The sequence below is a fragment of the Pseudomonas sp. NFPP04 genome (genome assembly GCF_900113815.1).
Classification (GTDB): Bacteria; Pseudomonadota; Gammaproteobacteria; order Pseudomonadales; family Pseudomonadaceae; genus Aquipseudomonas; species Aquipseudomonas extremorientalis.
Map to the genome: position 1 here is coordinate 132711 of NZ_FOQS01000009.1, position 23255 is coordinate 155965.

The window sequence follows — 23255 nt, forward strand, 5'->3', positions numbered from 1 at the left end:
GGATCAGTCCTGCAGGTCGGGCGGTGGTGCGCTGGGGGGCTTGGCGGTCAGCGAGGTGATCTTGATCAGCAACGCCAGGTGGCCGCCGTCCAGGTAGTTGAGCTGGTTGTTCTTGGTGCGCACGTCGGTCTGGCTCAGGTGTTCGCTGGCGATCACGCTGCCGTTGGCGTCGAACTGGTTGATCCAGAAGTTCGCATCGATATCGGTAAAACGCCCCAGTTGCAGGCTCAGCACGCCCTCGATGGGGAACTGGCCGAACTGCTCCTGGCCGTCCGTGATGGCGACCTTGACCGGCTGCTCGCCCAGGTTCTGTTCCCAGGCCTTATGCAGCAGCACCGTGTAGGTGGAGTCGGCGCGCAGCTTATCGACGATGCTGGACAGGCGCGGCGGGCTCAGCCGGTCGCCCAGGCGCGCGGCGCCAGCATCCCAGTTTTCCGGGGCGGCGCGGCTGTTGATCACCGGTTCGGCGTTCTGGCGCACCAGGATCATTTCCACCTGGTACGGGCTGTCGGCGAACGCCGCAGGTGCCGCGACCACCAACAACAGGCTCAACATGCGGAACAGGCGCATTCGGGCGTCCTTCAAGCAGGTTTCGGGATGAGGCGCTCGAACAGCGCCTCCAAGGTGTTAAAGCGTTCTTCGGCGCGTTCCATCGGCACCATGAACTTGAACAGCGTAGCCCCTTCGAACTTGTAGCGGTTGGGCTGGCCCTGGATCAGCTTGATCAGCACCAATGGGTCCACGGGGGTCTGCGCCTCGAATTCGATGCGCCCGCCCTGCGGCCCGGCGTCGACCTTCTTGATCCCCAGTTGCTCGGCCTGCAATTTGAGCAGGGTCAGTCGCACCAGGTTCTTGGTCGGCTCGGGCAACAGGCCGAAGCGGTCGATCATCTCCACCTGCAGGTCCTTGAGGCCTTCTTCGTCGGTGGCCGAGGCGATGCGTTTGTACAGGATCAGCCGTGCGTGCACATCCGGCAGGTAGTCCTCGGGAATCAACGCAGGCAAGCGCAGGTTGATCTCCGGACCGCCGCCCAATGGTTGATCGAGGTTCGGTTGCTCACCCTTGCGGATGGCTTTCACCGCACGCTCAAGCATTTCCATATACAGGGTGAAACCCACCGCCTGGATCTGCCCGCTCTGGCCATCGCCCAGCAGTTCGCCGGCGCCACGGATTTCCAGGTCGTTGGTGGCCAGCACAAAACCGGCGCCCAGGTCCTGGGTGTTGGCGATCGCTTCCAGGCGTTTTTCCGCATCGCCGGTGATTTGCTGGCGCGGTGGCGTCAGCAGATAGGCATAGGCCTGGTGGTGGCTGCGTCCGACGCGGCCGCGTAACTGGTGAAGCTGTGCCAGGCCAAACTTGTCGGCGCGCTCGATGATGATGGTGTTGGCGCTCGGCACGTCGATGCCGGTCTCGATGATGGTCGAGGCGATCAGCACGTTGAAGCGCTTGTGGTAGAAGTCGCTCATCACTTGCTCGAGTTCGCGCTCGCGCATCTGCCCATGGCCGATGGCGATACGCGCCTCCGGCACCAGCTCGGCCAGGTCGGCGGCGCATTTCTCGATGGTTTTCACATCGTTGTGCAGGTAATAAACCTGCCCGCCGCGCAGCAGTTCGCGCAGCAGCGCTTCCTTGACCGTGCTTTTGTTCTGCTCCATCACGAAGGTGCGCACCGACAGGCGACGTGCCGGCGGCGTGGCGATGATCGACAGGTCGCGCATGCCAGACACCGCCATGTTCAGCGTACGCGGAATCGGCGTGGCGGTGAGGGTGAGGATGTCGACTTCGCTGCGCAGGGCCTTGAGCTGTTCTTTCTGGCGCACACCAAAGCGGTGTTCTTCGTCGATGATCACCAGCCCCAGGTTCTTGATCTTCACGTCATCCGACAGCAGCTTGTGCGTGCCGATCACGATGTCGATCTTGCCTTCGGCCAGGTCGGCGACGGCAGCATTCACTTCCTTGGCTGATTTGAAGCGGCTCATCACTTCGACGGTCACCGGCCAATCGGCAAAGCGGTCGCGGAAGCTGTTGTAGTGCTGTTGGGCGAGCAGGGTGGTGGGCACCAGGATCGCCACCTGTTTGCCGCCATGCACTGCGATGAAGGCGGCGCGCATCGCCACTTCGGTCTTGCCGAAGCCCACGTCGCCGCAGACCAGGCGGTCCATCGGCTTGGGCGCGAGCATGTCGGCGCGCACCGCTTCGATGGTGGTTTGCTGGTCTGGGGTTTCTTCAAAGGCGAAGCCGGCGCTGAAAGTGGCGTAGTCAGCTTTCGGGTCGGCGAACGCATAACCCTCGCGGGCAGCGCGGCGGGCGTAGATGTCGAGCAGCTCGGCGGCGACGTCGCGCACCTGTTCGGCGGCCTTGCGCTTGGCTTTCTGCCAGGTCTCGGAGCCCAGGCGGTGCAACGGCGCCAGGGCGTCGTCGCTGCCGGTGTAGCGGGCGATCAGGTGCAGGTTGGCCACCGGCACGTAGAGCTTGGCGCCCTCGGCGTATTCCATGGTGAGGAATTCGGCGGCCTGGTTGTCGATCTCCAGGGTCTGCAGGCCCAGGTAACGGCCGACGCCATGGTCGATATGCACCACCGGCGCGCCTTCGCGCAGCTCGGTCAGGTTCTTGATCACCGCGTCGTTGTTGGCGTCGGCGCGTTTTTCACGGCGGCGGCGCTGCATCACGCGTTGGCCGAACAGCGGGCTCTCGGCAATCAATGCCAAGGCTGGATCGTCCAGCAGCAGGCCTTCGTCCAGTGGCGCGATGGTGATCGCCAGGCGGTCTTTGCTCGCCACAAAATCCGGCCAGCTGTCGACGGTTTTCGGGCGCAGCTTCAGGCGTTCCAGCAGCTCCAGCAGCACCTCTCGGCGACCAGCGGATTCGGCGGTGAACAGCACACGGCCCGGGAAGTCACCGAGGAAGTTGGACAGCGCTTCCAACGGTTGCGTGGCTTTGGCCTGGATTGCCAGGTCCGGCAGCATTGCTGCCGGGAAGCGCTCGCGGCCGGCGCCTTTTTCCACATCCTGCTGGCTGGCGACCACGCGTGGCCAGTTTTTCAGGCGGGCGAAGCAGTCTTCTACCGGCAGGAACAACTCGGCGGGCGGCAATAAAGGACGCGATGGATCGACGCGGCGCTCTTCGTAGCGGTTGCGCACATCGTTCCAGAAGTTTTCCGCCGCTTGTTCGATACCGGGCAGCGAGAACACCTGGGTGTCTTGTGGCAGGTAGTCGAACAGGGTGGAGGTTTCGTCGAAGAACAGCGGCAGGTAGTACTCGATACCGGCCGGGGTAATCCCGCTGCTCAGGTCCTGGAAGATCGGGCAGCGGCGGAAGTCCACGTCGAAGCGTTCACGAAAGCGCGCCTTGAAGCGGGTGACCGCGTCTTTTTGCAGCGGGAATTCCCGTGCCGGCAGCAGCTTGATCGAGTCTACTTTGTCGATGGAGCGCTGGTTCTCCGGGTCGAAGGTGCGCAGGGTTTCGATTTCGTCATCGAACAGGTCGATGCGATAGGGCAGTTTGCTGCCCATCGGGAACAGGTCGATCAACGCACCGCGCACCGCGAACTCACCGTGCTCGTATACCGTATCGACGCAACGATAGCCGCTGGCTTCCAGGCGCGTGCGCATCTGCTCCACATCGAGCTTCTGGCCGACATCCAGCACCAGGCTGCTGCCCAGCAGGAACTTGGTCGGCGCCAGGCGATGCAGTGCCGTGGTGATCGGCACCACCAGCACGCCGTGGGCCAGTTCCGGCAGGCGGTACAGGCTGGCGATGCGCTGGGAGATGATGTCCTGGTGCGGCGAGAACAGGTCGTAGGGCAAGGTTTCCCAGTCGGGGAAATGCAGCACCGGCAAATCGGGGGCGAAGAAGCTCAGCTCCTGCTCCAACCGTTCGGCGCTTTGGCTGTCGGCGGTGAGCAGCAGGGTAAAGCGCTTGGCTGCGCTGGCAGCCTCGGCGATGGCCAGGCTCAGGGCGGCACCGGGCAGGTTGCCCCAATGCTGTTTACCTGCCTCGGCAGGGAGTAGCGGTAGACGCAGAACGGGCACGGAAGGTTGAGCTCCAAGCGTTGCGACAAAGTCGGTAATTGTAACGGCCCAAGGTGCCGCCTGTCAGTTTCTGACTGAGCCTATTACGGTTTGCGGGAAATGTAGTGGCTAAGACAAACAATGGCGCGTTTTGACTCAATATGTAGTGCCGAAATACGCGATTGTTTAGGAGGGTTACGGACAAGTTGGCCTGCTCTCCCAACTGGTGGCCTTCTGGAACCCGCGTATTTACTGGGCTGTAGCGGGGCGGTATTTTTTGGCAAGGGGTTTTTGTTGTGGCGCGCGCATTGCTCCGAGGGCGGTCGGGCGGCATAATGTAGCCCCTTTTTTCAGCCCCTACATGTGGAAGGTTCCCGTGACTCAGAAGCCCGACCAGTGTCTTGGTGAATGGATCGACCGTGAAGCACTCGCAGAAGCGATGATCCCGCTTATCGGTCAGCTGTACCGCAATAACAATGTGGTGAGCTCGATCTATGGCCGCAGCCTGATCAACCAGTCCGTCATCGCGATTCTCAAAGCGCACCGCTTTGCACGCCATCGCTCTGCGGACGACAGCGAACTCTCCGTCCACGAAACATTCCCACTGCTTAAAGCCATGAGCGAGCTCAAGCTCGGCGCGGCCTCGGTAGACCTGGGCAAGCTGGCCTACAAATTCCGCAAGGAAGGCGCCGGCCGTACCGCCGAGCAGTTCGTGCGTGAAGAAATGGCCGATGTGGTTGGCCAGCAAAATGCCGCGGCCCGCAAAGGCACCGACGTGGTGCTGTACGGCTTCGGTCGTATCGGCCGCCTGCTGGCACGCATCCTGATCGAAAAAACCGGTGGCGGCGACGGCCTGCGCCTGCGTGCCATCGTGGTGCGCAAAGGCGCCGAGAACGACCTGACCAAGCGTGCAAGCCTGCTGCGTCGCGATTCGGTACACGGTCCGTTCAACGGCACCATCGTCATCGATGAAGAAAACAACACCATCACCGCCAACGGTAACCTGATCCAGGTGATCTACGCGAAGAACCCGTCCGAGGTGGATTACACCCAATACGGCATCAAGGACGCCCTGCTGGTGGACAACACCGGTGTATGGCGTGACGCCGAGGGCCTGGGCCAGCACCTGGCCTGCCCGGGTATCGACCGCGTTGTGCTGACCGCGCCTGGCAAGGGCAAGCTGAAGAACATCGTTCACGGCATCAACCACGCTGAAATCACCGCTGACGACAAGATCGTGTCCGCCGCGTCCTGCACCACCAACGCCATCGTGCCGGTGCTGAAGGCGGTGAATGACAAGTTCGGCATCGTCAACGGCCACGTCGAGACGGTTCACTCGTACACCAACGACCAGAACCTGATCGACAACTTCCACAAGGGCGATCGCCGTGGCCGTAGCGCCGCGTTGAACATGGTGATCACCGAGACAGGTGCTGCCACCGCTGCAGCCAAGGCCCTGCCTGAGCTGGCCGGCAAGCTGACCGGTAACGCGATCCGCGTGCCGACGCCGAACGTGTCCATGGCCATCCTCAACCTGAACCTTGAGAAAGCCGCCACCCGTGAAGAGATGAACGAGTACCTGCGCTACATGGCGCTGCACTCGGACCTGCACAAGCAGATCGACTTCGTCAACTCGCAGGAAGTGGTCTCCACCGACTTCGTAGGCTCGCGCCACGCCGGTGTGGTGGACGCCGAAGCGACCATTACCCAGGACAACCGCGTTGTCCTGTACGTGTGGTACGACAACGAGTTCGGCTACAGCTGCCAGGTGGTTCGCGTGATGGAAGACATGGCTGGGGTCAACCCGCCTGCGTTCCCGCGTTAAGCATTTGCGTTGAATGAAAAGCCCCGACTGGTTCGGGGCTTTTTTGTGGTTGGAAGGGCCTCATCGGGGGCAAGCCCCCTCCCACATTTAAACCGCATTCCTGCAGGGTGAATGCGGTCCAGTGTGGGAGGGGGCTTGCCCCGATGACGTCAGTCCAGACAATACACGCCTTCATTCCAGCAACCTCTCCGACAAGCCCTTGGGCGCTAACCAGACCCCCAGGTAAGCCTTCGCCAGCTCATTATCGCTGCTGCTGAACAACACTTCTCCATTGATTTCCAGGTCCAAGCCGCGTCCGGGTCGAAAATCCAGTGCGTAGCGATCACCGCTATGGATGTTGCGAAAGACGGCATGCAGTTTGTCCACTTCGGATTTCAAGCGGTCGCTGATGTGCTGGCGCGCCAGTGTGGTGTTGGCGGCCTTGATCACGTCGTTGCGGTCGATGTCGCGAAAGTAATACAGCGTCAGGCGCAGCGCTGCCTGTTGGTCCCAGGCCTGCTTGGCGTTCAAATCCGGCGGGGCGTACAGCGCGGCCGCATACACATCCGCCCAGAGGTACGTGAGCACCGTCTGGTTTTTCAGCACCAATGCCTGGGAGTGTGCCGGAAAGTCGGCCTGCCTGAGTCGATTCGGCTCATTGGCCTGTGCGGAGATCGACAACATCAGCATTAAACCGAAAACCAGATGCCGCATAATGGCGCGTCCCGAAAAGATCCGTGGCTACAGGTTAATTCATTTTCCGGCAGCGACAGGGTTCAGGGATAATCTGCGCTGTGTAGTAAAGGCATTGCTGGCCTACGACGCGACCAAGGGTTAATGTTCGCGGCGTTGAGCCTTATATAGACTGTGCCCCGGTTCACACACTTGAGCCAAATTGTCCTTCATGACCGCTGGCCGCGGCATGATTTAGCCAGGCGTCCAACCGTACGCCTGGCCTGTTCTGAGGAGTACGCATGGCTGTCTACAACTACGACGTGGTGGTACTGGGTTCCGGCCCGGCTGGAGAAGGTGCGGCGATGAACGCTGCCAAAGCTGGGCGCAAGGTGGCGATGGTCGATAGCCGTCGCCAGGTCGGCGGTAACTGCACCCACCTGGGTACCATCCCGTCCAAGGCGTTGCGTCACTCCGTGCGCCAGATCATGCAATTCAACACCAACCCGATGTTCCGGGCCATTGGTGAGCCACGCTGGTTCTCGTTCCCGGACGTGCTCAAAAGCGCCGAGAAAGTCATCTCCAAGCAAGTCGCGTCGCGTACCGGCTACTACGCCCGTAACCGCGTCGACCTGTTCTTCGGCACCGGCAGCTTTGCCGACGAGCAAACCATCGAAGTGGTCTGCCCCAACGGCGTGGTCGAAAAGCTGGTGGCCAAGCACATCATCATCGCCACCGGTTCGCGCCCGTATCGCCCGGCGGACATCGATTTCCACCACCCGCGTATCTACGATAGCGACACCATCCTGAGCCTGGGCCACACCCCGCGCAAACTGATCATCTACGGCGCCGGCGTGATCGGCTGTGAATACGCGTCGATCTTCAGCGGCCTGGGCGTACTGGTGGAGCTGGTGGACAACCGCGACCAGTTGCTGAGCTTCCTCGACTCGGAAATCTCCCAGGCGTTGAGCTACCACTTCAGCAACAACAACATCACTGTGCGCCACAACGAAGAGTACGAGCGCGTCGAAGGCCTGGACAACGGCGTGATCCTGCACCTCAAGTCCGGCAAGAAGATCAAGGCCGATGCCTTGCTGTGGTGCAACGGCCGTACCGGCAACACCGACAAGCTGGGCATGGAAAACATCGGGGTCAAGGTCAACAGCCGTGGCCAGATCGAAGTGGACGAGAACTACCGCACCTGCGTGGCGAACATCTACGGTGCCGGTGACGTGATCGGCTGGCCGAGCCTGGCCAGTGCCGCCCATGACCAGGGCCGTTCGGCGGCAGGCAGCATTGTCGACAATGGCAGTTGGCGCTACGTGAACGACGTGCCGACCGGGATCTACACCATTCCCGAGATCAGCTCGATCGGCAAGAACGAACACGAACTGACCAAGGCCAAGGTGCCTTACGAAGTGGGCAAGGCGTTCTTCAAGAGCATGGCGCGTGCGCAGATCGCCGGCGAGCCGCAAGGCATGCTGAAGATTCTGTTCCACCGTGAAACCCTTGAGGTACTCGGCGTGCATTGCTTCGGCTACCAGGCGTCGGAGATCGTGCACATCGGCCAGGCGATCATGAACCAGCCGGGCGAGCTCAATACCCTCAAGTACTTCGTCAACACCACGTTCAACTACCCGACCATGGCCGAAGCCTATCGGGTAGCGGCCTACGACGGCCTCAACCGGCTTTTTTGAGCGGCTCCGGCCGGTGGCCTGAGCCGGCCGGGGAGACCGATTTCAGTAATTCCCGAGGGTGGCAGTGGCCAAACCGGGAAAGTCTGTAATCAGGCTATCTACGCCGAAGTCGGCGAGCCTGCGCATCAGCGCGGGTTCGTTGACCGTCCACACGGACACGTGCAAGCCCTGGCGCTGGGCTTTTTCCAGTCGCTCAGGGGTGCACAGCGTCCAGTTCAACGCCAGGATCTCACAGCCATAGTTCTGCGCGACCTTCAGCGGGTCGAGCCAGGCGTATTCGGCAACCAGGCCGCGTGACAGGTCCGGGGTGAGCTCAACCGCAGCTTTCAGCACTTCCCGCGAACTTGAGGTGACGGTGACTTTGTCCATCAGGCCAAAGCGCACGGCCATCTCCCGAATCGCCAGCACGGTGGTGGCGGCGCGGGTACGCGAGGCGCTTTTGACTTCCAGTTGCCAGTGATCGAAGTCGCATTTCTCGAACAGTTCTTCCAGGCGTGGGATCGGGCAGGGCTTGACCCAGCCCGGGCCGCCTTTGCGCGCATCCATCTTCACCAGGTCGGCCGCCGAATACTCGACGACTTTGCCGCGCCGGTCGGCGGTGCGCTTGAGGGTCGGGTCGTGGATGACCATCAACTCGCCGTCCATGGACAGGTGCAAGTCCAGTTCGCAGCGGCGTACGCCGTGCTTGAGGCATTCCTGGAAGCTGGTCAGGGTGTTTTCCGGTGCTTCGCCTTTGGCACCGCGGTGGCCGTAAATCAGGGTCACAGTTGCTCCTATGCGCCAGGTCTGCTGGCGGGGTAATACGAATTCAGGTGTCCTGGGCGTCGCTCTGTTCCCGCGCCAGGCGCCGTTCCTGCGCCTGTTTCTGCAGGATATAGCGCGCCAGCAATTGGCGTTGGGCGTCGGTCATGGCTTCGAATTCCGTGCCCACGTCAAAACCTGTGCCCTTGGGATCGCAATGGGTGACGCGGGCGCGCAGCAGCAGGCCAAGTGCCTGGGGCATCAGCACCAGCTTGACCGCCAGGTGCGCACCGGGCGACAGGGGCGTGGGGTGTTGGAAGTCGATACCGCCTTCGGAAATGATCACCGGCTGCGGCGCGCCGACTTCATCCAGCAGGCCGCGCGCCATGATCTGGCTGAGCAGGTCCAGGCGTTTGTTCTGTACTTTGAGGAAGGCGGCCAGGCTGCGATCTTTCTCATTGATCTGGCGCAACAGGTGCTGGGCCTCGAATTCGCTCAGGTGCAGTTCGCTGAGCAGATTGAACAGCGGCGAATCATCCAGCAACACTTCCTTGCTCGCCGCCTCGGGGGCAGACAGGCTTTTGATTTGGAGTGCGATCATGTCGGCGATACGGTAGTATTCGCGGCGCTCTTCTTCATCTAATGTCGACATGGCGAACCCCAAGTAGCGTTAATGGTCTGAGTGTAAAGCTGCTTACCAGACCCCGCCACCGGGACGTCTTCTTTTCCTCCGAACAAGCCCCGACATGTTCAGACCTCTCTTCGTATTTATCGGCACGCGTTATACCCGTGCAAAGCGTCGCAATCATTTTGTGTCGTTCATTTCCTTGACCTCGATGATCGGGCTCGCCTTGGGCGTGGTCGTGATGATCGTGGTGCTGTCGGTGATGAATGGCTTCGATCATGAGATGCGCACCCGCGTGCTGGGCATGGTGCCCCACGCCACCATCGAGGGCGATGCGCCCATCAGCGACTGGCAAAGCCTGGCCGCCAAGGTCAAGCAGAACCCCAAGGTACTGGCCGTTGCGCCGTTTACCCAGATGCAAGGGTTGCTGACCAACGACGGCAAGGTGCAGAAGATCCTGCTCAATGGCATCGACCCGGCCCAGGAACGTAATGTGTCGATCATCGACAAGTTCATGTTGTCGGGCAAACTCGATGACCTGGCGCCCGGCGAGTTCGGCATCGTGATCGGCGACAAGGCGGCGGCCAAGCTGGGCGTGGGCCTGGGCGACAAATTGACCTTCGTCGCGCCGGAAGTCACCGTGACCCCGGCCGGCATGTTCCCGCGCATGAAGCGCTTTACCGTGGTGGGCACCTTCCACGTCGGCGCCGGCGAGATCGACGGCTACCTCGGCCTGACCAACCTTACCGACCTGGCCCGCCTGCACCGCTGGCAGCCGGACCAGGTGCAGGGCCTGCGCCTGAAGTTCAACGACCTGTTCGACGCACCGCGCACCTCGTGGGAAATCGCCCAGCATTTGGGCGACAGCCAGTACTACGCCCGCGATTGGACGCGTACCCACGGCAACCTCTACCAGGCCATCCGCATGGAAAAAGCCATGATCGGCCTGCTGTTGCTGCTGATCGTCGCCGTGGCCGCCTTCAACATCATCTCCACGCTGGTGATGGTGGTGAACGACAAGAAGGGCGATATCGCCATCCTGCGCACACTCGGTGCCACGCCGGGACAGATCATGGCGATCTTCATGGTGCAGGGCACCGTGATCGGCGTGGTCGGGACCTTGATCGGCACGGCGGTCGGCATTCTGGCCGCGCTGAACGTGAGTGCCGCCATCGCCGGCCTCGAAACCCTGATCGGCCACAAGTTTCTCAATGCCGACGTCTACTTCATCGACTACTTGCCGTCCCAGGTGCAGGCCCAGGACGTGTTGATGGTAGGCGGCGCGGCGTTGGTCCTGAGTTTCCTTGCCACCCTGTATCCAGCCTGGCGCGCGGCGCGTACCCAGCCAGCACAGGCCTTACGTTATGAGTGAATCGGGCATGAGTGAAAAAGCAATCCTGAGCTGCCGCAACCTGGGCAAATCCTATGAGGAAGGTCCGGAGTCGGTGGTGGTGCTGTCCAACCTGCAACTTGAGCTGCACCCGGGCGAGCGCGTGGCGATCGTCGGCAGTTCCGGTTCCGGCAAAAGTACCTTGCTGAACCTGCTGGGCGGCCTGGATACGCCGTCCCAGGGCAGCGTATGGCTGGCCGGTGAAGAACTCTCGGCCCTCGGCGAAAAGGCCCGTGGCCAACTGCGCAACCGTTCGCTCGGTTTTGTGTACCAGTTCCACCACCTGTTGCCGGAATTCACCGCCCTGGAAAACGTGTGCATGCCGCTGCTGATCGGCAAGACCGCGATCCCGGAAGCCCGCCAGCGCGCCAAGGCCCTGCTGGAGCGCGTCGGCCTCGGTCATCGCCTGGAGCACAAGCCGGCCGAACTGTCCGGCGGCGAGCGCCAGCGTGTGGCAATCGCCCGTGCCCTGGTGAACAACCCGGGCCTGGTGATGCTCGACGAGCCTACCGGCAACCTTGACTCCCACACGGCCCAGGGCATCAAGGACTTGATGCTGGAACTGAGCACCCAGATGCGCACTGCGTTCCTGGTGGTGACCCATGACATGAGCATGGCCCGCCAGATGGACCGCGTGCTGCACCTGCAGGAAGGTCACCTGGTCGCCATCTGACCCGTTTCAAGCCCGGTGCTTCATGCGCCGGGCTTTTTCATTTTTTCAGGCGGTGCAAGCGAATGTTCAGACCGTTATCGATTTTCATCGGCACGCGCTATACCCGCGCCAAGCGCCGCAACCGTTTTGTCTCGTTTATCTCGATGACCTCGATGATCGGCCTCGCCCTGGGCGTGTTGGCGATGATCGTGGTGCTGTCGGTGATGAACGGCTTCCAACGCGAAATGAGCTCACGCATCCTCGGCATGGTGCCCCATGCCACCATCGTCGGTGTGAGCCCGATCGATAATTGGCAACCCGTTGCCGCCGCCGCGATGAAGAACCCGGAAGTCACCGCAGCGGTACCATTCACACAGATGGACGGCATGTTCTCCTACAAAGGCGCGATGCAGCCGATCGAGATCAGCGGCATCGACCCGGCGCAGGAAGGCAAGGTGTCGATCGTGGCCCAGCATATCGTGCAGGGCAAACTGGATGACCTCAAACCCGGCGAATTCGGCGTTGTGGTCGGCGAAATCACTGCCCGGCGTTTCCGCCTGAATGTGGGCGACAAGCTGACCCTGATCGTGCCGGAAATCAGCACTGCGCCGGGTGGCATCACCCCACGCATGCAGCGCTTGAACGTGGTGGGGATCTTCAAGGTCGGTGCCGAACTGGATGGCTCCATGGCCATGATCCACATGGCCGACGCTGCCGAGATCCAGCACTGGCAGCCAAACCAGGTGCAAAGCGTGCGCCTGGCGGTGAAAGACCTGTACGCGGCACCCAAGGTCTCGGCGGATATCGCCGCCAGCCTGGGCAACGGCTACAAGCCCGATGACTGGACTCACACCCAGGGCAGTCTGTTCAGCGCGATGAAGATGGAAAAGACCATGATCGGTCTGCTGTTGCTGATGATCGTCGCCGTGGCGGCATTCAACATCATCGCCACCTTGATCATGGTGGTGAACGACAAGGGCGCGGACATTGCGATCCTGCGCACCATTGGCGCCACGCCACGGCAGATCATGGCGATATTCATGGTGCAGGGCACGGTGATCGGCATCGTGGGCACCTTGATCGGTGGCGTATTGGGCGTGATTGCGGCGTTGAATGTGAGTGAACTGGTGGGCTGGATGGAGCGGGTCACCGGGCAGCATATCTTCAGTTCGGACGTGTATTTCGTCAGCAACCTGCCTTCGGAACTGCAGGGTGGGGATGTGGTGCTGATTTGCACGGCGGGGTTTGTGCTGAGCTTTTTGGCGACGCTGTACCCGGCGTATCGGGCGGCGAAGATTGAGCCGGCGCATGCGCTGAGATATTCGTAATATTCAAGACCGCCATCGGGGGCAAGCCCCCTCCCACACTTTGATCTGTGAATACATTCAAATATGGGAGGGGGCTTGCCGCCGATAGGGCCGGTACAGCTTGCATCAATCTCCAGCAGGCAACTCGATCACAAACCGTGTCCATCCCGCCCCGGATTCACAATAAATCCTCCCCCCATGCGCCCGTACAATCGATTGGGTAATCGCCAGCCCCAGCCCCGCATGCTCGCTGCTGCCTTCATGCCGTGCCGGATCGGCCCGGTAGAATCGGTCAAACAATCTTGGCAGCAACTCGGTTGGAATACCGTCCCCGGTGTTTTCGACTGAAAGCCTCACCCCATCTTCCATACGCACACGCACTTGGCCACCTTGCGGGGTGAACCGCAGCGCATTATCCAGCAGATTCGACAGTGCCCGCCGCAACATCCCACGGTCCCCCGTCGTATGGGCCGTGCCCTCGCGAACCAGGCTGATTTGCCTGTCCTCCGCCAGCAGCGTGAAAAACTCCAGTAACCCGTCCACTTCATCAGCCAGCGCCAACGGCTCGCGCTTGGGCATCAGCAAGCCATGATCCGCCTTGGCCAGGTACAACATGTCGTTGACCAGTTGCGCCATCCATTGCAGTTCTTCCAGGTTGCTGTGCAGCGCCTCGCGGTAATCCTCCAGCGGGCGTGGCTGGGTGAGGATGACCTGGGTCTGGGTCAGCAGGTTCGACAGCGGTGTGCGCAGTTCGTGGGCGATGTCGGCGGAGAACGCCGAGAGGCGCTGGAACGCATCGTCCAGGCGGCCGAGCATGGCATTGAAGGCCTGTGCCAACTCGGCCAGTTCCACCGGCATATGTTGCTGGGGCAGGCGCTGGGTCAGGGAGTGGGCCGACACACTGGCGGCCACTTCGCCCATGCGTCGCAATGGGCGCAACCCACTGCGAGCGGCCCATGCGCCGAGCAGGGCAGTGGCCAGGGCTGACAGGCCGACGGTGAGCCAGATCAGATGCTGCATGCGTTGCAGGAAATGTTGATGGTGGGTGATATCGAGCATCAGCGTCAGCTGCGGCGAATCCGGCTGGTCAGCCCTCAGCGGCGCGTTGTAGACACGGTAGTCGGTGTCGGCGTTTTGCAGGCTGTGCAGGCCGGGCGCTGCGGGCAAGTCGATGCTGGGTGCATCGTCCAGCCAGCGTTGGCCGGCCGCGGTGATACGCAGGGTCAGGTCGGGCTGGCGACTGAGTTCGGCGCGCAATTGCGCTTCACGCTGGGCCAGCGCTTCCCGTGAGTCGACCCCCTGCAACGTACTGCGCAGCGCGACCAGCTTGCTGTCGAGCTGTTGCTGGTCCAGCTCAATGAAGTGCGCTTCGCTGGCACGGTTGAACAGCACGCCGGCAATCAACGACACCACCGCTGTGCAGGCGGCAAACAGCAACGCCAGGCGGCTGGCCAGGGACAGGCGCTTGATCAATTGACCCGCTCCTCCAGCACATAACCCATGCCGCGTACGGTGTGGATCAGTTTGTTGGGGAAGTTATCGTCGACTTTCAGGCGCAGGCGGCGGATGGCGACTTCGATGATGTTGGTGTCGCTGTCGAAGTTCATGTCCCACACTTGGGAGGCGATCAGCGATTTGGGCAGCACTTCGCCCTGGCGCCGCAGCAGCAGTTCCAGCAGTGAGAATTCCTTGGCGGTCAAGTCGATGCGCTGGCCGTCCCGCTCGACGCGGCGGCGGATCAGGTCCAGGCGCAGGTCGGCCAATTGCAGCGCAGTTTCCTGCGGTGTGCTGCCGCCCCGGCGCAACAGGCTGCGCACGCGGGCCAGCAGCTCGGAAAAGGCGAACGGCTTGACCAGATAGTCGTCGGCGCCCAGTTCCAGGCCGTGCACGCGGTCTTCCACGGCATCGCGGGCGGTGAGGAACAGCACCGGGATATCCAGGCCGGCGCTGCGCACGGCTTGGAGGATCTGCCAGCCATCCCGGCCCGGCAGCATCACATCGAGGATCAGCAGGTCGTAGTCACCGGTCAATGCCAGGTGCTGGCCGCTGGTGCCGTCAGCCACCAATTCGGTGGTAAACCCTGCCTCGGCCAGGCCCTGGCGCAGGTAGTGGCCGGTTTTGGGTTGGTCTTCGACGATCAGCAGTTTCATGGGCGACTCTTGGCAACGATGGACGACGGCTTTATACCTTGGGTGCCAGGGCAGGAGGGCAACCTGACAAAGTTGTAATCTAGCAGTCAGCTGGCTGGCAGCGGCGCATTCTTAGAGTGTTCCCCTGCCTGGTCACACATTTTGGAGAAAACAGATGGCGTTGCGTACACCCTTGTTGTTGGCGGGTTGCCTGTTGGCGTTGAGTGTTGAGGCGATGGCCGATGGCGCCCATACCTATGCGTTCGGTGAAGCTGCACCGGCGAGTAAGGCCACGCGTACCGTGGAAGTGACCCTGCAGGATATTTCCTTTTCGCCCAAGTCCCTGGATGTAAAAGCCGGTGAGACGGTGCGCTTTGTATTGGTCAACAAAGGGCAGTTGCTCCACGAATTCAACCTGGGTGACGCGGCGATGCATGCCGAGCACCAGAAGGAAATGTTACAGATGCAGGCCAGCGGTATGCTCACGTCCACCGGCATGGGCAACATGGACCACGGCGCCATGGGCCATGGTGCGATGAAGCACGACGATCCCAATAGCGTACTGGTCGAGCCTGGCAAAACCGCCGAGCTGACCTGGACGTTCACCAAGGCCACGGGCCTTGAGTTTGCCTGCAACCTGCCGGGGCATTACCAGGCGGGCATGGTCGGCAAACTCAACATCGATTGATCCGCTGGCGCTTAGGCACGGGGGCAAAGGCTGGTAGACTGGCGCGGTTTATTTAGCCAGGTTTCCGCCATGCATCCCGCAGCCGAACATTCGCCGCTGGGCAAGTCCAGTGAATACATCTCCACCTACACCCCGTCGTTGCTGTTCCCGATTCCACGCGCCGCCAAATGGGCCGAACTGGGCCTGAGCGCCGAGACCCTGCCGTACAAGGGCGTGGATTTCTGGAACTGCTTCGAACTGTCCTGGTTGCTGCCGTCGGGCAAGCCGGTGGTGGCCATCGGCGAATTCAGCATCCCGGCCGACTCGCCGAACATCATCGAGTCCAAGTCGTTCAAGCTGTACCTCAACTCGCTGAACCAGACCGCGTTTGCCGATACGGCCAGCCTGGAAGCCACCCTGCGCACAGACCTCAGTGCCGCAGCCGGTAAACCGGTGAGCGTGCGCATCCGCAGCCTGGCCGAGATCGAGGCCGAAGGCGTGATGGCGCTGCCGGGTGTTTGCATCGATGATTTGGATATCAGCGTCAGCAACTACGAGCACCCGCGCCCGGAGCTGCTGCGTTGCGATGACTCGCGCATCGTCGAAGAAAGCGTGCACAGTCACCTGCTCAAATCCAACTGCCCGGTCACCAGTCAACCCGACTGGGGCAGCGTTGTGGTGGAGTACCGTGGTCACGCGTTGGAACACGCCAGCCTGCTGGAATACATCGTGAGCTTTCGCCAGCACTCGGACTTCCATGAACAGTGCGTAGAGCGCATCTTCCTGGACCTGCAGCGCTTGCTGAAGCCGGAAAGATTGACGGTGTATGCGCGCTATGTGCGGCGGGGTGGGTTGGATATCAACCCGTATCGCAGTACTGAGGATGTGGCGTTCCACAACGTGCGCCTGGCCCGTCAGTAGGCTTATTGCAAGATAAATGTGGGAGGGGGCTTGCCCCCGATGGCGGAGTGTCAGTCACAGAACCTGTGTCTGAACCTCTGCTATCGGGGGCAAGCCCCCTCCCACATGTCGGGCAGATTAGATTCCCATGCTGCCCAGCGTGTTCATGATATTGCGCAGTGCCCCGGAAATGGCCGGGTGTTCAGCATCGAACTCTATGGCCGCTTTATTCACATCGTCGGAAATACTGGGTGTCTGGGTGGCCGGTTCCAGCTCAAGTTGCAACTCGAACTTGGCAATCAAGGCCTCCAGTGCTTCACGTTTTTCTTCCGACAGCGGCGGTTGCTGTTCCAACTGCCCGCGCAGGATTTCGACCTGGTCTTCCAGTTTTTTGCGATCAGGCATGATGTGTTTCCTTTTATCGATAGGCACTGGCATAGACCGCGGCACGCCGAGAAAGGTCTACGGGCTAGCCTGTAGATTAATCCACTGGCGTCGACTGTGCATGATCCGTGTCAGGGCTTCTCGCCTTTGAGCTGGCGCAGGCTGATGTCCGCCAGGCAGGTGCCGAGCTCGCCCAGGTGATCGATCACCGAGTGTACGCCCAGCCCGTACAGCGCGAGGGTGGCCTTGCCGCGCTTGAGCTCGCGTTCCGGCTCGCTCAGGGCCTGCCATTGCTCGGGTGCCATGCCGCACAGCGAGCCGCAGGAGGCCAGGCCGATGGTCCACAACCCGGCGTTAAGGCCCGATTGCAGCAGGCGCGGTTCGCCGCTGACCAGTACGCAGCCTTCCAGGCGTTCGATGTTCAGCTCCATCAAGGCTTGCCAGCAGGCATGGGGTGCCGGCCAGCGAATGGAGGAGGGCGATGCCGCCTTGACCCAGTTGGGTAGCGTGGCGGCCAACGGCGTGGTGACGGCGGGGGGGAGTTCATCCAGCCAGGCGCAGGGCACGCCTTGTTCCTTGAGGCTGCGCAAGATTTTCAGCGCACCCGGTGTGGCTTGGGAGTCGGGGGCCTGGGAGTCGGTACGGGCCTGGGAACCGAAGTCCACCAGACAGCCACTCAGGCCAAACAGAACGGCGGTCAAGGCGGGGGCGCTGGCGATGGCTATCTCGGCGTGAGGCATGTCGACATCCCTGAAATAGCGCTAACGCTATCCAGGCACCATGACAGGCCGATGACAGTCGGGTTGATTGTAGGAATTTTGTGCATTTTGAATCAGACGTTTCCTAGCAGCTGCCTAATTGGCAACTTCCGGCATATACTGACCGCCTTATTCAGGGCATAGCGCCCATGACAGACCATTCAAGGAGCAAAAGCTATGCGCTGGAGCCACTATTTCGCTCAGCTGTCGGTGTGTGCCACTATCTTTCTGGCGCCGTTCGCCGCACAGGCAGCTTCGGAAGACGATCCATGGGAAAGCGTCAACCGCCCGATCTTCACCTTCAACGACACCGTTGATACCTACGCACTGAAGCCATTGGCCCAGGGTTACCAGTTCGTGACCCCGCAATTCGTCCAGGATGGCGTTCACAACTTTTTCCGCAACATCGGCGATGTCGGCAACCTGGCCAATAACGTGCTGCAGCTCAAGCCCCATAAAGCTGGTGTAGATACGGCCCGTTTGCTGGTAAACACCACCTTCGGCGTGTTGGGCTTCATCGATGTAGGCACCAAAATGGGGCTGCAACGCAGTGATGAAGACTTCGGCCAGACCCTCGGCTACTGGGGTGTCGGCAGCGGCCCTTACGTAATGCTGCCGCTGCTGGGCCCAAGCACCTTGCGTGACGCGCCGTCCAAGTACGTGGACAGCTACACCCAGCCGTATCGCTACATGAACGATATCGGCTGGCGCAACAGCACCTTCGGCCTGAACATCGTCGATACCCGTGCCAGCCTGCTTGACAGCGAGAAGCTGATCACCGGTGACAAATACACCTTTATCCGTAACGCGTACCTGCAGAACCGCGAGTTCAAGGTCAAGGACGGCAAGGTCGTCGACGACTTCTAAGCCGTTATGTTTTGACATGAAAAAGGCGACCCCGGCGGTCGCCTTTTTTGTGCGCGGTTTTCAGCGCATTTTCAGGATCCTGAGGCCCAGGTGCTGGTCTTCGCCGGTGGTTTTGGTCCACACCACCTCGGTGTCCGCCTCCAGGCCCTTCAGCGCGGCGTGCTCCGAGTCGATGCGCACGGTCAACAGGTCGCCGGTGTTGAACTGGCGCGGCGCCTGCACCTGCATGCCGGAGCTGGAAAGGTCCACGCAAACCCCGGCAATCTCTTGCCCTGCGTGGATCAGAGACACATCGGCATCCACACGCATGCGGATGAAATCGCGTTTTTCGGCGTAGTCGCGCTCGTGTTCGCTCATGGGTTCCATCCTTTCTTTGTGTTGTGGTCGTGCCTGTTCTTATAACTCCCGGTGATTTGCGGTGTAAAGACGCTCGGCGACCATCGGCATGAGCTTGAAACCCCTGACGGATGGGAGTACCGTCTGCGCCTTAGAAGGGCACCTCTGCTTTACCATTGTGCATGGGAAAAATCCCAATGCTTTGTAGGACAGAGAGGCTAGAAAGCGAATCCAGTACGTGAGCCCGGCCATTTGTCGCGCCACCTACGCCAACCTAATTCTGGCGCCGTTTGCCCACATGCAAAAAACCAGTGCCACGCTGCTGATAATCGATGACGACGAAGTAGTGCGCGCGAGCCTCGCGGCCTATTTGGAAGACAGTGGCTTCAGCGTCCTGCAGGCCAGCAATGGCCAACAGGGTCTCCAGGTGTTCGAGCGCGACCAGCCCGACCTCGTGATCTGCGACTTGCGTATGCCCCAGATGGGCGGCCTCGAGCTGATTCGCCAGGTGACCGAGCTCGCCCCGCAGACGCCAGTGATTGTCGTGTCCGGTGCCGGCGTGATGAACGATGCCGTCGAAGCGTTACGCCTGGGCGCTGCCGATTACCTGATCAAGCCCCTGGAAGACCTGGCAGTGCTGGAGCACTCAGTGCGCCGTGCGCTGGACCGGGCGCGCCTGTTGGTTGAAAACCAGCGCTACCGCGAAAAGCTCGAAACCGCCAACCGCGAACTCGAAGCCAGCCTCAACCTGCTCCAGGAAGACCAGAATGCCGGGCGCCAGGTGCAGATGAACATGCTGCCGGTCAGCCCGTGGACCATCGACGAATTCCAGTTCGCCCACCAGATCATCCCGTCGCTGTACCTGTCGGGTGATTTTGTCGACTACTTTCGCGTCGACGAGCGGCGTGTCGCGTTCTACCTGGCCGATGTGTCCGGCCACGGTGCTTCCTCGGCTTTTGTCACCGTGTTGCTGAAGTTCATGACCACACGGTTGCTGTTCGAATCCAAGCGCAACGGCACCTTGCCGGAGTTCACCCCCTCCGAGGTGCTGGGTCACATCAACCGAGGCCTGATCAGTTGCAAGCTGGGCAAGCACGTGACGATGGTCGGCGGCGTGATCGATGAAGAAACCGGTCTTTTGACCTACAGCATCGGCGGTCACCTGCCGATGCCTGTTTTATACACTCCTGACAGTGTGCGTTACCTGGAAGGGCGTGGCCTGCCCGTAGGCTTGTTCAATGAAGCGACCTACGAAGACCACATCCTGGAGCTGCCGCCGACGTTCAGCCTGACGCTGATGTCTGATGGCATCCTGGACCTGCTTCCAGAGCCTACACTCAAAGAGAAAGAAGCCGCCTTGCCCCAAAAGGTCAAGTCGGCGGGCGGCAGCCTGGATGGCCTGCGGCAGGTTTTTGGATTGGCCACGCTGGGGGAGATGCCGGATGATATCGCCCTATTGGTGTTGAGCAGGAATCTTTGATGAGTACCGGAAGAATCCAATTCGCCGAGCAAGACGGGACCTTCGTCCTGAAGTTTGTCGGTGAAGTGCGCCTGACCTTGTGTTCGGCGCTGGATGCGACGATTGAGCGGATCTTCACAGCGCTGAACTTCTCGGCGATCGTGATCGATCTGACCGAAACCCGCAGCATCGATAGCACCACCTTGGGCCTGTTGGCCAAGTTGTCCATTCTGTCTCGGCAGAAGGTCGGCCTGTTGCCGACCGTCGTCACCACCCACGAAGACATCACCCGCCTGTTGCAGTCCATGGGCTTCGACCAGGTGTTCAACATCGTTGACCGCCCGATCCCATGCCCGGAATGCCTCACCGACCTGCCGTCCCAGGACCAGTCCGAGGAAGTGGTGCGGGTCAAGGTGCTGGAAGCGCACAAGATCCTGATGGGCTTGAATGATTCCAACCGCGAAGCCTTCCACGACCTCGTCAACGCCCTTGAGCGCCACTGACCTCCTGGGTTGAATGCATTCCAAATGTGGGAGGCGGCAAGCCCCCTCCCACATTGAAGTAAGACAGGCTTCAGATCGGCTGAGCACAAAAAAGGGCGGTACCCGCGAGGGAACCGCCCTTTTTGCCGCTGCCTGCCTTACAACTTGGCAGTCAGCAACGCCTCCAGCTTCTCCTGGTCCCGAGCAAACTGACGAATCCCTTCCGCCAGCTTCTCAGTCGCCATCGCATCCTCGTTGGACTCCCAACGGAACTGCGCTTCAGTCAGATGCACGCGCGCTTCACCGGCATGCCCCGGCGACAGCTTACGCTCCAGCTTGCCCTCATCCGCCGCCAGTTTCTCCAGCAGGTCCGGGCTGATGGTCAGGCGATCACAACCGGCCAACTCCTCGATCTGGCTCAGATTACGGAAGCTCGCGCCCATCACCACGGTTTTGTAGCCATTGGCCTTGTAGTAGTTGTAAATGCGCGTCACCGACTGCACGCCCGGGTCTTCGGCACCGGTGTAGTCGTTGCCGTTGGCCTTCTTGTACCAATCATAGATACGGCCCACGAACGGCGAGATCAGGAACACACCGGCTTCGGCACAGGCCACGGCCTGGGCGAAGGAGAACAGCAGCGTCAGGTTGGTCTGGATGCCTTCTTTTTCCAGCTTCTCCGCCGCGCGGATGCCTTCCCAGGTGGAGGCGATCTTGATCAGCACGCGGTCACGGCCAACGCCGGCTTTGTCATACAGGTCGATCAGGCGATGCGCACGCTTGAGAATCGCGTCTTCGTCGAACGACAGTCGGGCGTCCACTTCAGTGGAAATACGGCCTGGCACCACTTTGAGAATTTCTTGACCCACCGCCACCGCAAACCGGTCGCTGGCCAGGCCCACATCGCCGTTGCAGTCCTGCACGCACTCATCCAGCAACTTGGCGTAGCCTGGGATCGAAGCGGCCTTGAGCAGCAGGGAAGGGTTGGTGGTGGCGTCTTGCGGCTTGAGCTTGGCGAGGGTGGAGAAATCGCCGGTATCGGCTACGACAGTGGTGAATTGCTTGAGTTGTTCCAGCTTGGAAGTCATGGGCGTGCTCTGTCCTGTGGGTCTGATGACATTACCCGAGCACCGGCAGGCGCTCAAGGGCGCAAATGCGTTCGATCGTTTGCGAGGGCAACAACCTGAAAACGGCCGTTTGAATGCCTTGTCTTGGTGCTAAATAGGAGGCCAAAACTGCCGACAGGTTCAACCCAATTCCCGCATGATCACCACAATTCAAAGGTGGAAGGGGCTTGCCCCCGATAGCGGCAGACCAGTCCCCCAGACTTGAACGGACTTACCGCCCTTCCAGCAAAGCCCCAGCCTGATCCAGCAACGCCAGCGGATCACTCGCCTTGTGAATATCCACCGACAACAACTGCCTGAACTTGCGCGCCCCCGGAAAACCGGTACCCAACCCCAGAATATGCCGAGTGATATGGTGCATCGAACCACCGCTCGCCAAATGCTGCGCAATATACGGCCGCAACTGAACCAGCGCCTCAGCCCGACTGATCACCGGCGCCTCACTGCCAAACAACTGCTGATCCACCTCCGCCAGCAAATACGGATTGTGATAAGCCTCCCGCCCCAACATCACCCCATCAAACACCTGCAAATGCGTGTGGCACTGCTCCAGCGTCTTGATCCCGCCGTTGAGAATAAACTCCAGCTCAGGGAAATCCCGCTTCAACTGCGCCGCCACGTCATAACGCAACGGCGGAATGTCACGGTTCTCCTTCGGCGACAGCCCTTCCAGAATCGCAATCCGCGCATGCACGGTAAAACTGGTGCAGCCCGCGTCCTTCACCGTCCCGACGAAATCACACAGCTCGGCGTAGCTGTCCCGGCCATTGATGCCGATGCGGTGCTTCACCGTCACCGGAATCGACACCGCGTCACGCATCGCCTTCACACAATCGGCAACCAGGGCAGGATGAGCCATCAGGATCGCGCCGATCATGTTGTTTTGCACCCGGTCGCTGGGGCAACCGACGTTCAGGTTCACCTCGTCGTAGCCAGCGGCCTCGGCCATACGCGCGCAAGCCGCCAGATCAGCCGGAACACTACCGCCCAACTGAAGGGCCAGCGGGTGCTCGGCTTCGTTGTGACGCAGGAAGCGGTCGTGGTCGCCGTGGAGGATCGCACCAGTGGTGACCATCTCGGTGTAGAGCAGCGCGTGCTTGGAGAGCAGGCGCAGGAAGAACCGGCAGTGGCGGTCGGTCCAGTCCATCATCGGGGCGACGGAGAAGCGGCGGGAGAGTGGGGCGATTTGTAGGGGCATTGGGGCGTCTGAGTCAGCGGGGTGAATGGCGCGCAGTTTATCAGGGATGGATG

22 protein-coding genes are annotated in these 23255 nt (G+C 61.0%); 10 read left to right on the forward strand and 12 right to left on the reverse strand.

The window, feature by feature from the left end; translation table 11 throughout:
• Window positions 1-3: 3 nt before the first annotated feature.
• Window positions 4-570: a CsiV family protein gene (locus BM017_RS19590; RefSeq protein WP_092247387.1), complete on the reverse strand. Its 567-nt coding sequence runs from the start codon at window positions 568-570 to the stop codon at window positions 4-6.
• A gap of 11 nt (window positions 571-581) precedes the next feature.
• A complete protein-coding gene (gene mfd / locus BM017_RS19595) occupies window positions 582-4031 on the reverse strand; it encodes a transcription-repair coupling factor (protein WP_092247390.1) in 3450 nt (1149 codons plus the stop codon).
• 340 nt (window positions 4032-4371) lie between these two features.
• Here mfd and BM017_RS19600 point away from each other — a divergent pair, with 340 nt between their 5' ends.
• Window positions 4372-5835: a glyceraldehyde-3-phosphate dehydrogenase gene (locus BM017_RS19600; protein WP_092247393.1), complete on the forward strand. Its 1464-nt coding sequence runs from the start codon at window positions 4372-4374 to the stop codon at window positions 5833-5835.
• Between the two features lie 171 nt (window positions 5836-6006).
• On the opposite strand, the gene BM017_RS19605 is transcribed toward BM017_RS19600, so the two are convergent.
• On the reverse strand, window positions 6007-6528 hold the full coding sequence (locus BM017_RS19605) for a chalcone isomerase family protein (RefSeq protein WP_092247396.1): 522 nt from the start codon (window positions 6526-6528) through the stop codon (window positions 6007-6009).
• A gap of 260 nt (window positions 6529-6788) precedes the next feature.
• Here BM017_RS19605 and sthA point away from each other — a divergent pair, with 260 nt between their 5' ends.
• On the forward strand, window positions 6789-8183 hold the full coding sequence (gene sthA, locus BM017_RS19610) for a Si-specific NAD(P)(+) transhydrogenase (protein ID WP_016975273.1): 1395 nt from the start codon (window positions 6789-6791) through the stop codon (window positions 8181-8183).
• A gap of 42 nt (window positions 8184-8225) precedes the next feature.
• Here the strand turns inward: sthA and BM017_RS19615 are convergent, their stop codons facing one another.
• Both BM017_RS19615 and BM017_RS19620 read right to left on the reverse strand, forming a co-directional pair.
• A complete protein-coding gene (locus BM017_RS19615; RefSeq protein WP_016975274.1) occupies window positions 8226-8948 on the reverse strand; it encodes a glycerophosphodiester phosphodiesterase in 723 nt (240 codons plus the stop codon).
• 43 nt (window positions 8949-8991) lie between these two features.
• Complete coding sequence (locus BM017_RS19620; protein WP_071489018.1) at window positions 8992-9576, reverse strand: PilZ domain-containing protein; 585 nt, start codon at window positions 9574-9576, stop codon at window positions 8992-8994.
• Between the two features lie 94 nt (window positions 9577-9670).
• On the opposite strand from BM017_RS19620, the gene BM017_RS19625 reads away from it, so the two are divergent.
• The 3 genes from BM017_RS19625 to BM017_RS19635 all read left to right on the forward strand — a co-directional run bounded on the left by BM017_RS19625 (window position 9671) and on the right by BM017_RS19635 (window position 12919).
• Complete coding sequence (locus BM017_RS19625; protein ID WP_071489019.1) at window positions 9671-10921, forward strand: lipoprotein-releasing ABC transporter permease subunit; 1251 nt, start codon at window positions 9671-9673, stop codon at window positions 10919-10921.
• A gap of 7 nt (window positions 10922-10928) precedes the next feature.
• On the forward strand, window positions 10929-11612 hold the full coding sequence (gene lolD / locus BM017_RS19630; RefSeq protein ID WP_017477213.1) for a lipoprotein-releasing ABC transporter ATP-binding protein LolD: 684 nt from the start codon (window positions 10929-10931) through the stop codon (window positions 11610-11612).
• 62 nt (window positions 11613-11674) lie between these two features.
• On the forward strand, window positions 11675-12919 hold the full coding sequence (locus BM017_RS19635; RefSeq protein WP_092247399.1) for a lipoprotein-releasing ABC transporter permease subunit: 1245 nt from the start codon (window positions 11675-11677) through the stop codon (window positions 12917-12919).
• A gap of 105 nt (window positions 12920-13024) precedes the next feature.
• On the opposite strand, the gene BM017_RS19640 is transcribed toward BM017_RS19635, so the two are convergent.
• Complete coding sequence (locus BM017_RS19640) at window positions 13025-14371, reverse strand: heavy metal sensor histidine kinase (protein WP_092247402.1); 1347 nt, start codon at window positions 14369-14371, stop codon at window positions 13025-13027.
• The gene (locus BM017_RS19645; RefSeq protein ID WP_058424549.1) at window positions 14368-15048 is read right to left on the reverse strand and encodes a heavy metal response regulator transcription factor; all 681 of its coding nucleotides are present in this window, start codon (window positions 15046-15048) and stop codon (window positions 14368-14370) included. The genes BM017_RS19640 and BM017_RS19645 overlap by 4 nt, the downstream gene beginning before the upstream one ends.
• Before the next feature lie 154 nt (window positions 15049-15202).
• Between BM017_RS19645 and BM017_RS19650 the strand changes: the two genes are divergently transcribed.
• A complete protein-coding gene (locus BM017_RS19650; RefSeq protein WP_092247405.1) occupies window positions 15203-15715 on the forward strand; it encodes a copper-resistant cuproprotein CopI in 513 nt (170 codons plus the stop codon).
• 69 nt (window positions 15716-15784) lie between these two features.
• Window positions 15785-16615, forward strand: a complete 831-nt coding sequence (queF, locus tag BM017_RS19655) for an NADPH-dependent 7-cyano-7-deazaguanine reductase QueF (protein ID WP_092247408.1) — start codon at window positions 15785-15787, stop codon at window positions 16613-16615.
• Window positions 16616-16732: 117 nt separating this feature from the next.
• Here the strand turns inward: queF and BM017_RS19660 are convergent, their stop codons facing one another.
• Window positions 16733-16999 (reverse strand): DUF4404 family protein, encoded by a 267-nt coding sequence (locus tag BM017_RS19660; RefSeq protein WP_071489024.1) that lies wholly within the window; start codon window positions 16997-16999, stop codon window positions 16733-16735.
• 110 nt (window positions 17000-17109) lie between these two features.
• Window positions 17110-17718, reverse strand: a complete 609-nt coding sequence (locus BM017_RS19665) for an HAD superfamily inactivated hydrolase PcrP (RefSeq protein WP_092247411.1) — start codon at window positions 17716-17718, stop codon at window positions 17110-17112.
• 195 nt (window positions 17719-17913) lie between these two features.
• Between BM017_RS19665 and BM017_RS19670 the strand changes: the two genes are divergently transcribed.
• Window positions 17914-18603 (forward strand): MlaA family lipoprotein, encoded by a 690-nt coding sequence (locus BM017_RS19670; protein ID WP_092247414.1) that lies wholly within the window; start codon window positions 17914-17916, stop codon window positions 18601-18603.
• Between the two features lie 60 nt (window positions 18604-18663).
• Here BM017_RS19670 and BM017_RS19675 read toward each other — a convergent pair whose 3' ends face one another.
• Window positions 18664-18960, reverse strand: a complete 297-nt coding sequence (locus BM017_RS19675; RefSeq protein ID WP_092247417.1) for a PilZ domain-containing protein — start codon at window positions 18958-18960, stop codon at window positions 18664-18666.
• Between the two features lie 277 nt (window positions 18961-19237).
• Between BM017_RS19675 and rssB the strand changes: the two genes are divergently transcribed.
• Both rssB and rssC read left to right on the forward strand, forming a co-directional pair.
• The gene (gene rssB / locus BM017_RS19685; RefSeq protein WP_027604216.1) at window positions 19238-20419 is read left to right on the forward strand and encodes a two-component system response regulator RssB; all 1182 of its coding nucleotides are present in this window, start codon (window positions 19238-19240) and stop codon (window positions 20417-20419) included.
• Complete coding sequence (gene rssC / locus BM017_RS19690; RefSeq protein ID WP_003218919.1) at window positions 20419-20901, forward strand: anti-sigma factor antagonist RssC; 483 nt, start codon at window positions 20419-20421, stop codon at window positions 20899-20901. The genes rssB and rssC overlap by 1 nt, the downstream gene beginning before the upstream one ends.
• A 137-nt stretch (window positions 20902-21038) precedes the next feature.
• Here rssC and tal read toward each other — a convergent pair whose 3' ends face one another.
• The gene (gene tal / locus BM017_RS19695) at window positions 21039-21965 is read right to left on the reverse strand and encodes a transaldolase (protein ID WP_058424539.1); all 927 of its coding nucleotides are present in this window, start codon (window positions 21963-21965) and stop codon (window positions 21039-21041) included.
• 250 nt (window positions 21966-22215) lie between these two features.
• Window positions 22216-23202, reverse strand: coding sequence for a tRNA dihydrouridine(20/20a) synthase DusA (gene dusA, locus BM017_RS19700; protein WP_092247420.1), 987 nt, complete (start codon window positions 23200-23202; stop codon window positions 22216-22218).
• Between the last annotated feature and the right edge of the window lie 53 nt (window positions 23203-23255).

What these genes read in the sequence shown, in the direction of transcription:
- BM017_RS19590 (WP_092247387.1), bottom strand. Translation starts at nt 570, where the DNA reads ATGCGCCTGTTCCGCATGTTGAGCCTGTTGTTGGTGGTCGCGGCACCT.
- BM017_RS19600 (WP_092247393.1), top strand. Translation starts at nt 4,372, where the DNA reads ATGTGGAAGGTTCCCGTGACTCAGAAGCCCGACCAGTGTCTTGGTGAA.
- BM017_RS19605 (WP_092247396.1), bottom strand. Translation starts at nt 6,528, where the DNA reads ATGCGGCATCTGGTTTTCGGTTTAATGCTGATGTTGTCGATCTCCGCA.
- sthA (WP_016975273.1), top strand. Translation starts at nt 6,789, where the DNA reads ATGGCTGTCTACAACTACGACGTGGTGGTACTGGGTTCCGGCCCGGCT.
- BM017_RS19620 (WP_071489018.1), bottom strand. Translation starts at nt 9,576, where the DNA reads ATGTCGACATTAGATGAAGAAGAGCGCCGCGAATACTACCGTATCGCC.
- BM017_RS19625 (WP_071489019.1), top strand. Translation starts at nt 9,671, where the DNA reads ATGTTCAGACCTCTCTTCGTATTTATCGGCACGCGTTATACCCGTGCA.
- lolD (WP_017477213.1), top strand. Translation starts at nt 10,929, where the DNA reads ATGAGTGAAAAAGCAATCCTGAGCTGCCGCAACCTGGGCAAATCCTAT.
- BM017_RS19635 (WP_092247399.1), top strand. Translation starts at nt 11,675, where the DNA reads ATGTTCAGACCGTTATCGATTTTCATCGGCACGCGCTATACCCGCGCC.
- BM017_RS19645 (WP_058424549.1), bottom strand. Translation starts at nt 15,048, where the DNA reads ATGAAACTGCTGATCGTCGAAGACCAACCCAAAACCGGCCACTACCTG.
- BM017_RS19650 (WP_092247405.1), top strand. Translation starts at nt 15,203, where the DNA reads ATGGCGTTGCGTACACCCTTGTTGTTGGCGGGTTGCCTGTTGGCGTTG.
- queF (WP_092247408.1), top strand. Translation starts at nt 15,785, where the DNA reads ATGCATCCCGCAGCCGAACATTCGCCGCTGGGCAAGTCCAGTGAATAC.
- BM017_RS19660 (WP_071489024.1), bottom strand. Translation starts at nt 16,999, where the DNA reads ATGCCTGATCGCAAAAAACTGGAAGACCAGGTCGAAATCCTGCGCGGG.
- BM017_RS19665 (WP_092247411.1), bottom strand. Translation starts at nt 17,718, where the DNA reads ATGCCTCACGCCGAGATAGCCATCGCCAGCGCCCCCGCCTTGACCGCC.
- BM017_RS19670 (WP_092247414.1), top strand. Translation starts at nt 17,914, where the DNA reads ATGCGCTGGAGCCACTATTTCGCTCAGCTGTCGGTGTGTGCCACTATC.
- BM017_RS19675 (WP_092247417.1), bottom strand. Translation starts at nt 18,960, where the DNA reads ATGAGCGAACACGAGCGCGACTACGCCGAAAAACGCGATTTCATCCGC.
- rssB (WP_027604216.1), top strand. Translation starts at nt 19,238, where the DNA reads ATGCAAAAAACCAGTGCCACGCTGCTGATAATCGATGACGACGAAGTA.
- rssC (WP_003218919.1), top strand. Translation starts at nt 20,419, where the DNA reads ATGAGTACCGGAAGAATCCAATTCGCCGAGCAAGACGGGACCTTCGTC.
- tal (WP_058424539.1), bottom strand. Translation starts at nt 21,965, where the DNA reads ATGACTTCCAAGCTGGAACAACTCAAGCAATTCACCACTGTCGTAGCC.
- dusA (WP_092247420.1), bottom strand. Translation starts at nt 23,202, where the DNA reads ATGCCCCTACAAATCGCCCCACTCTCCCGCCGCTTCTCCGTCGCCCCG.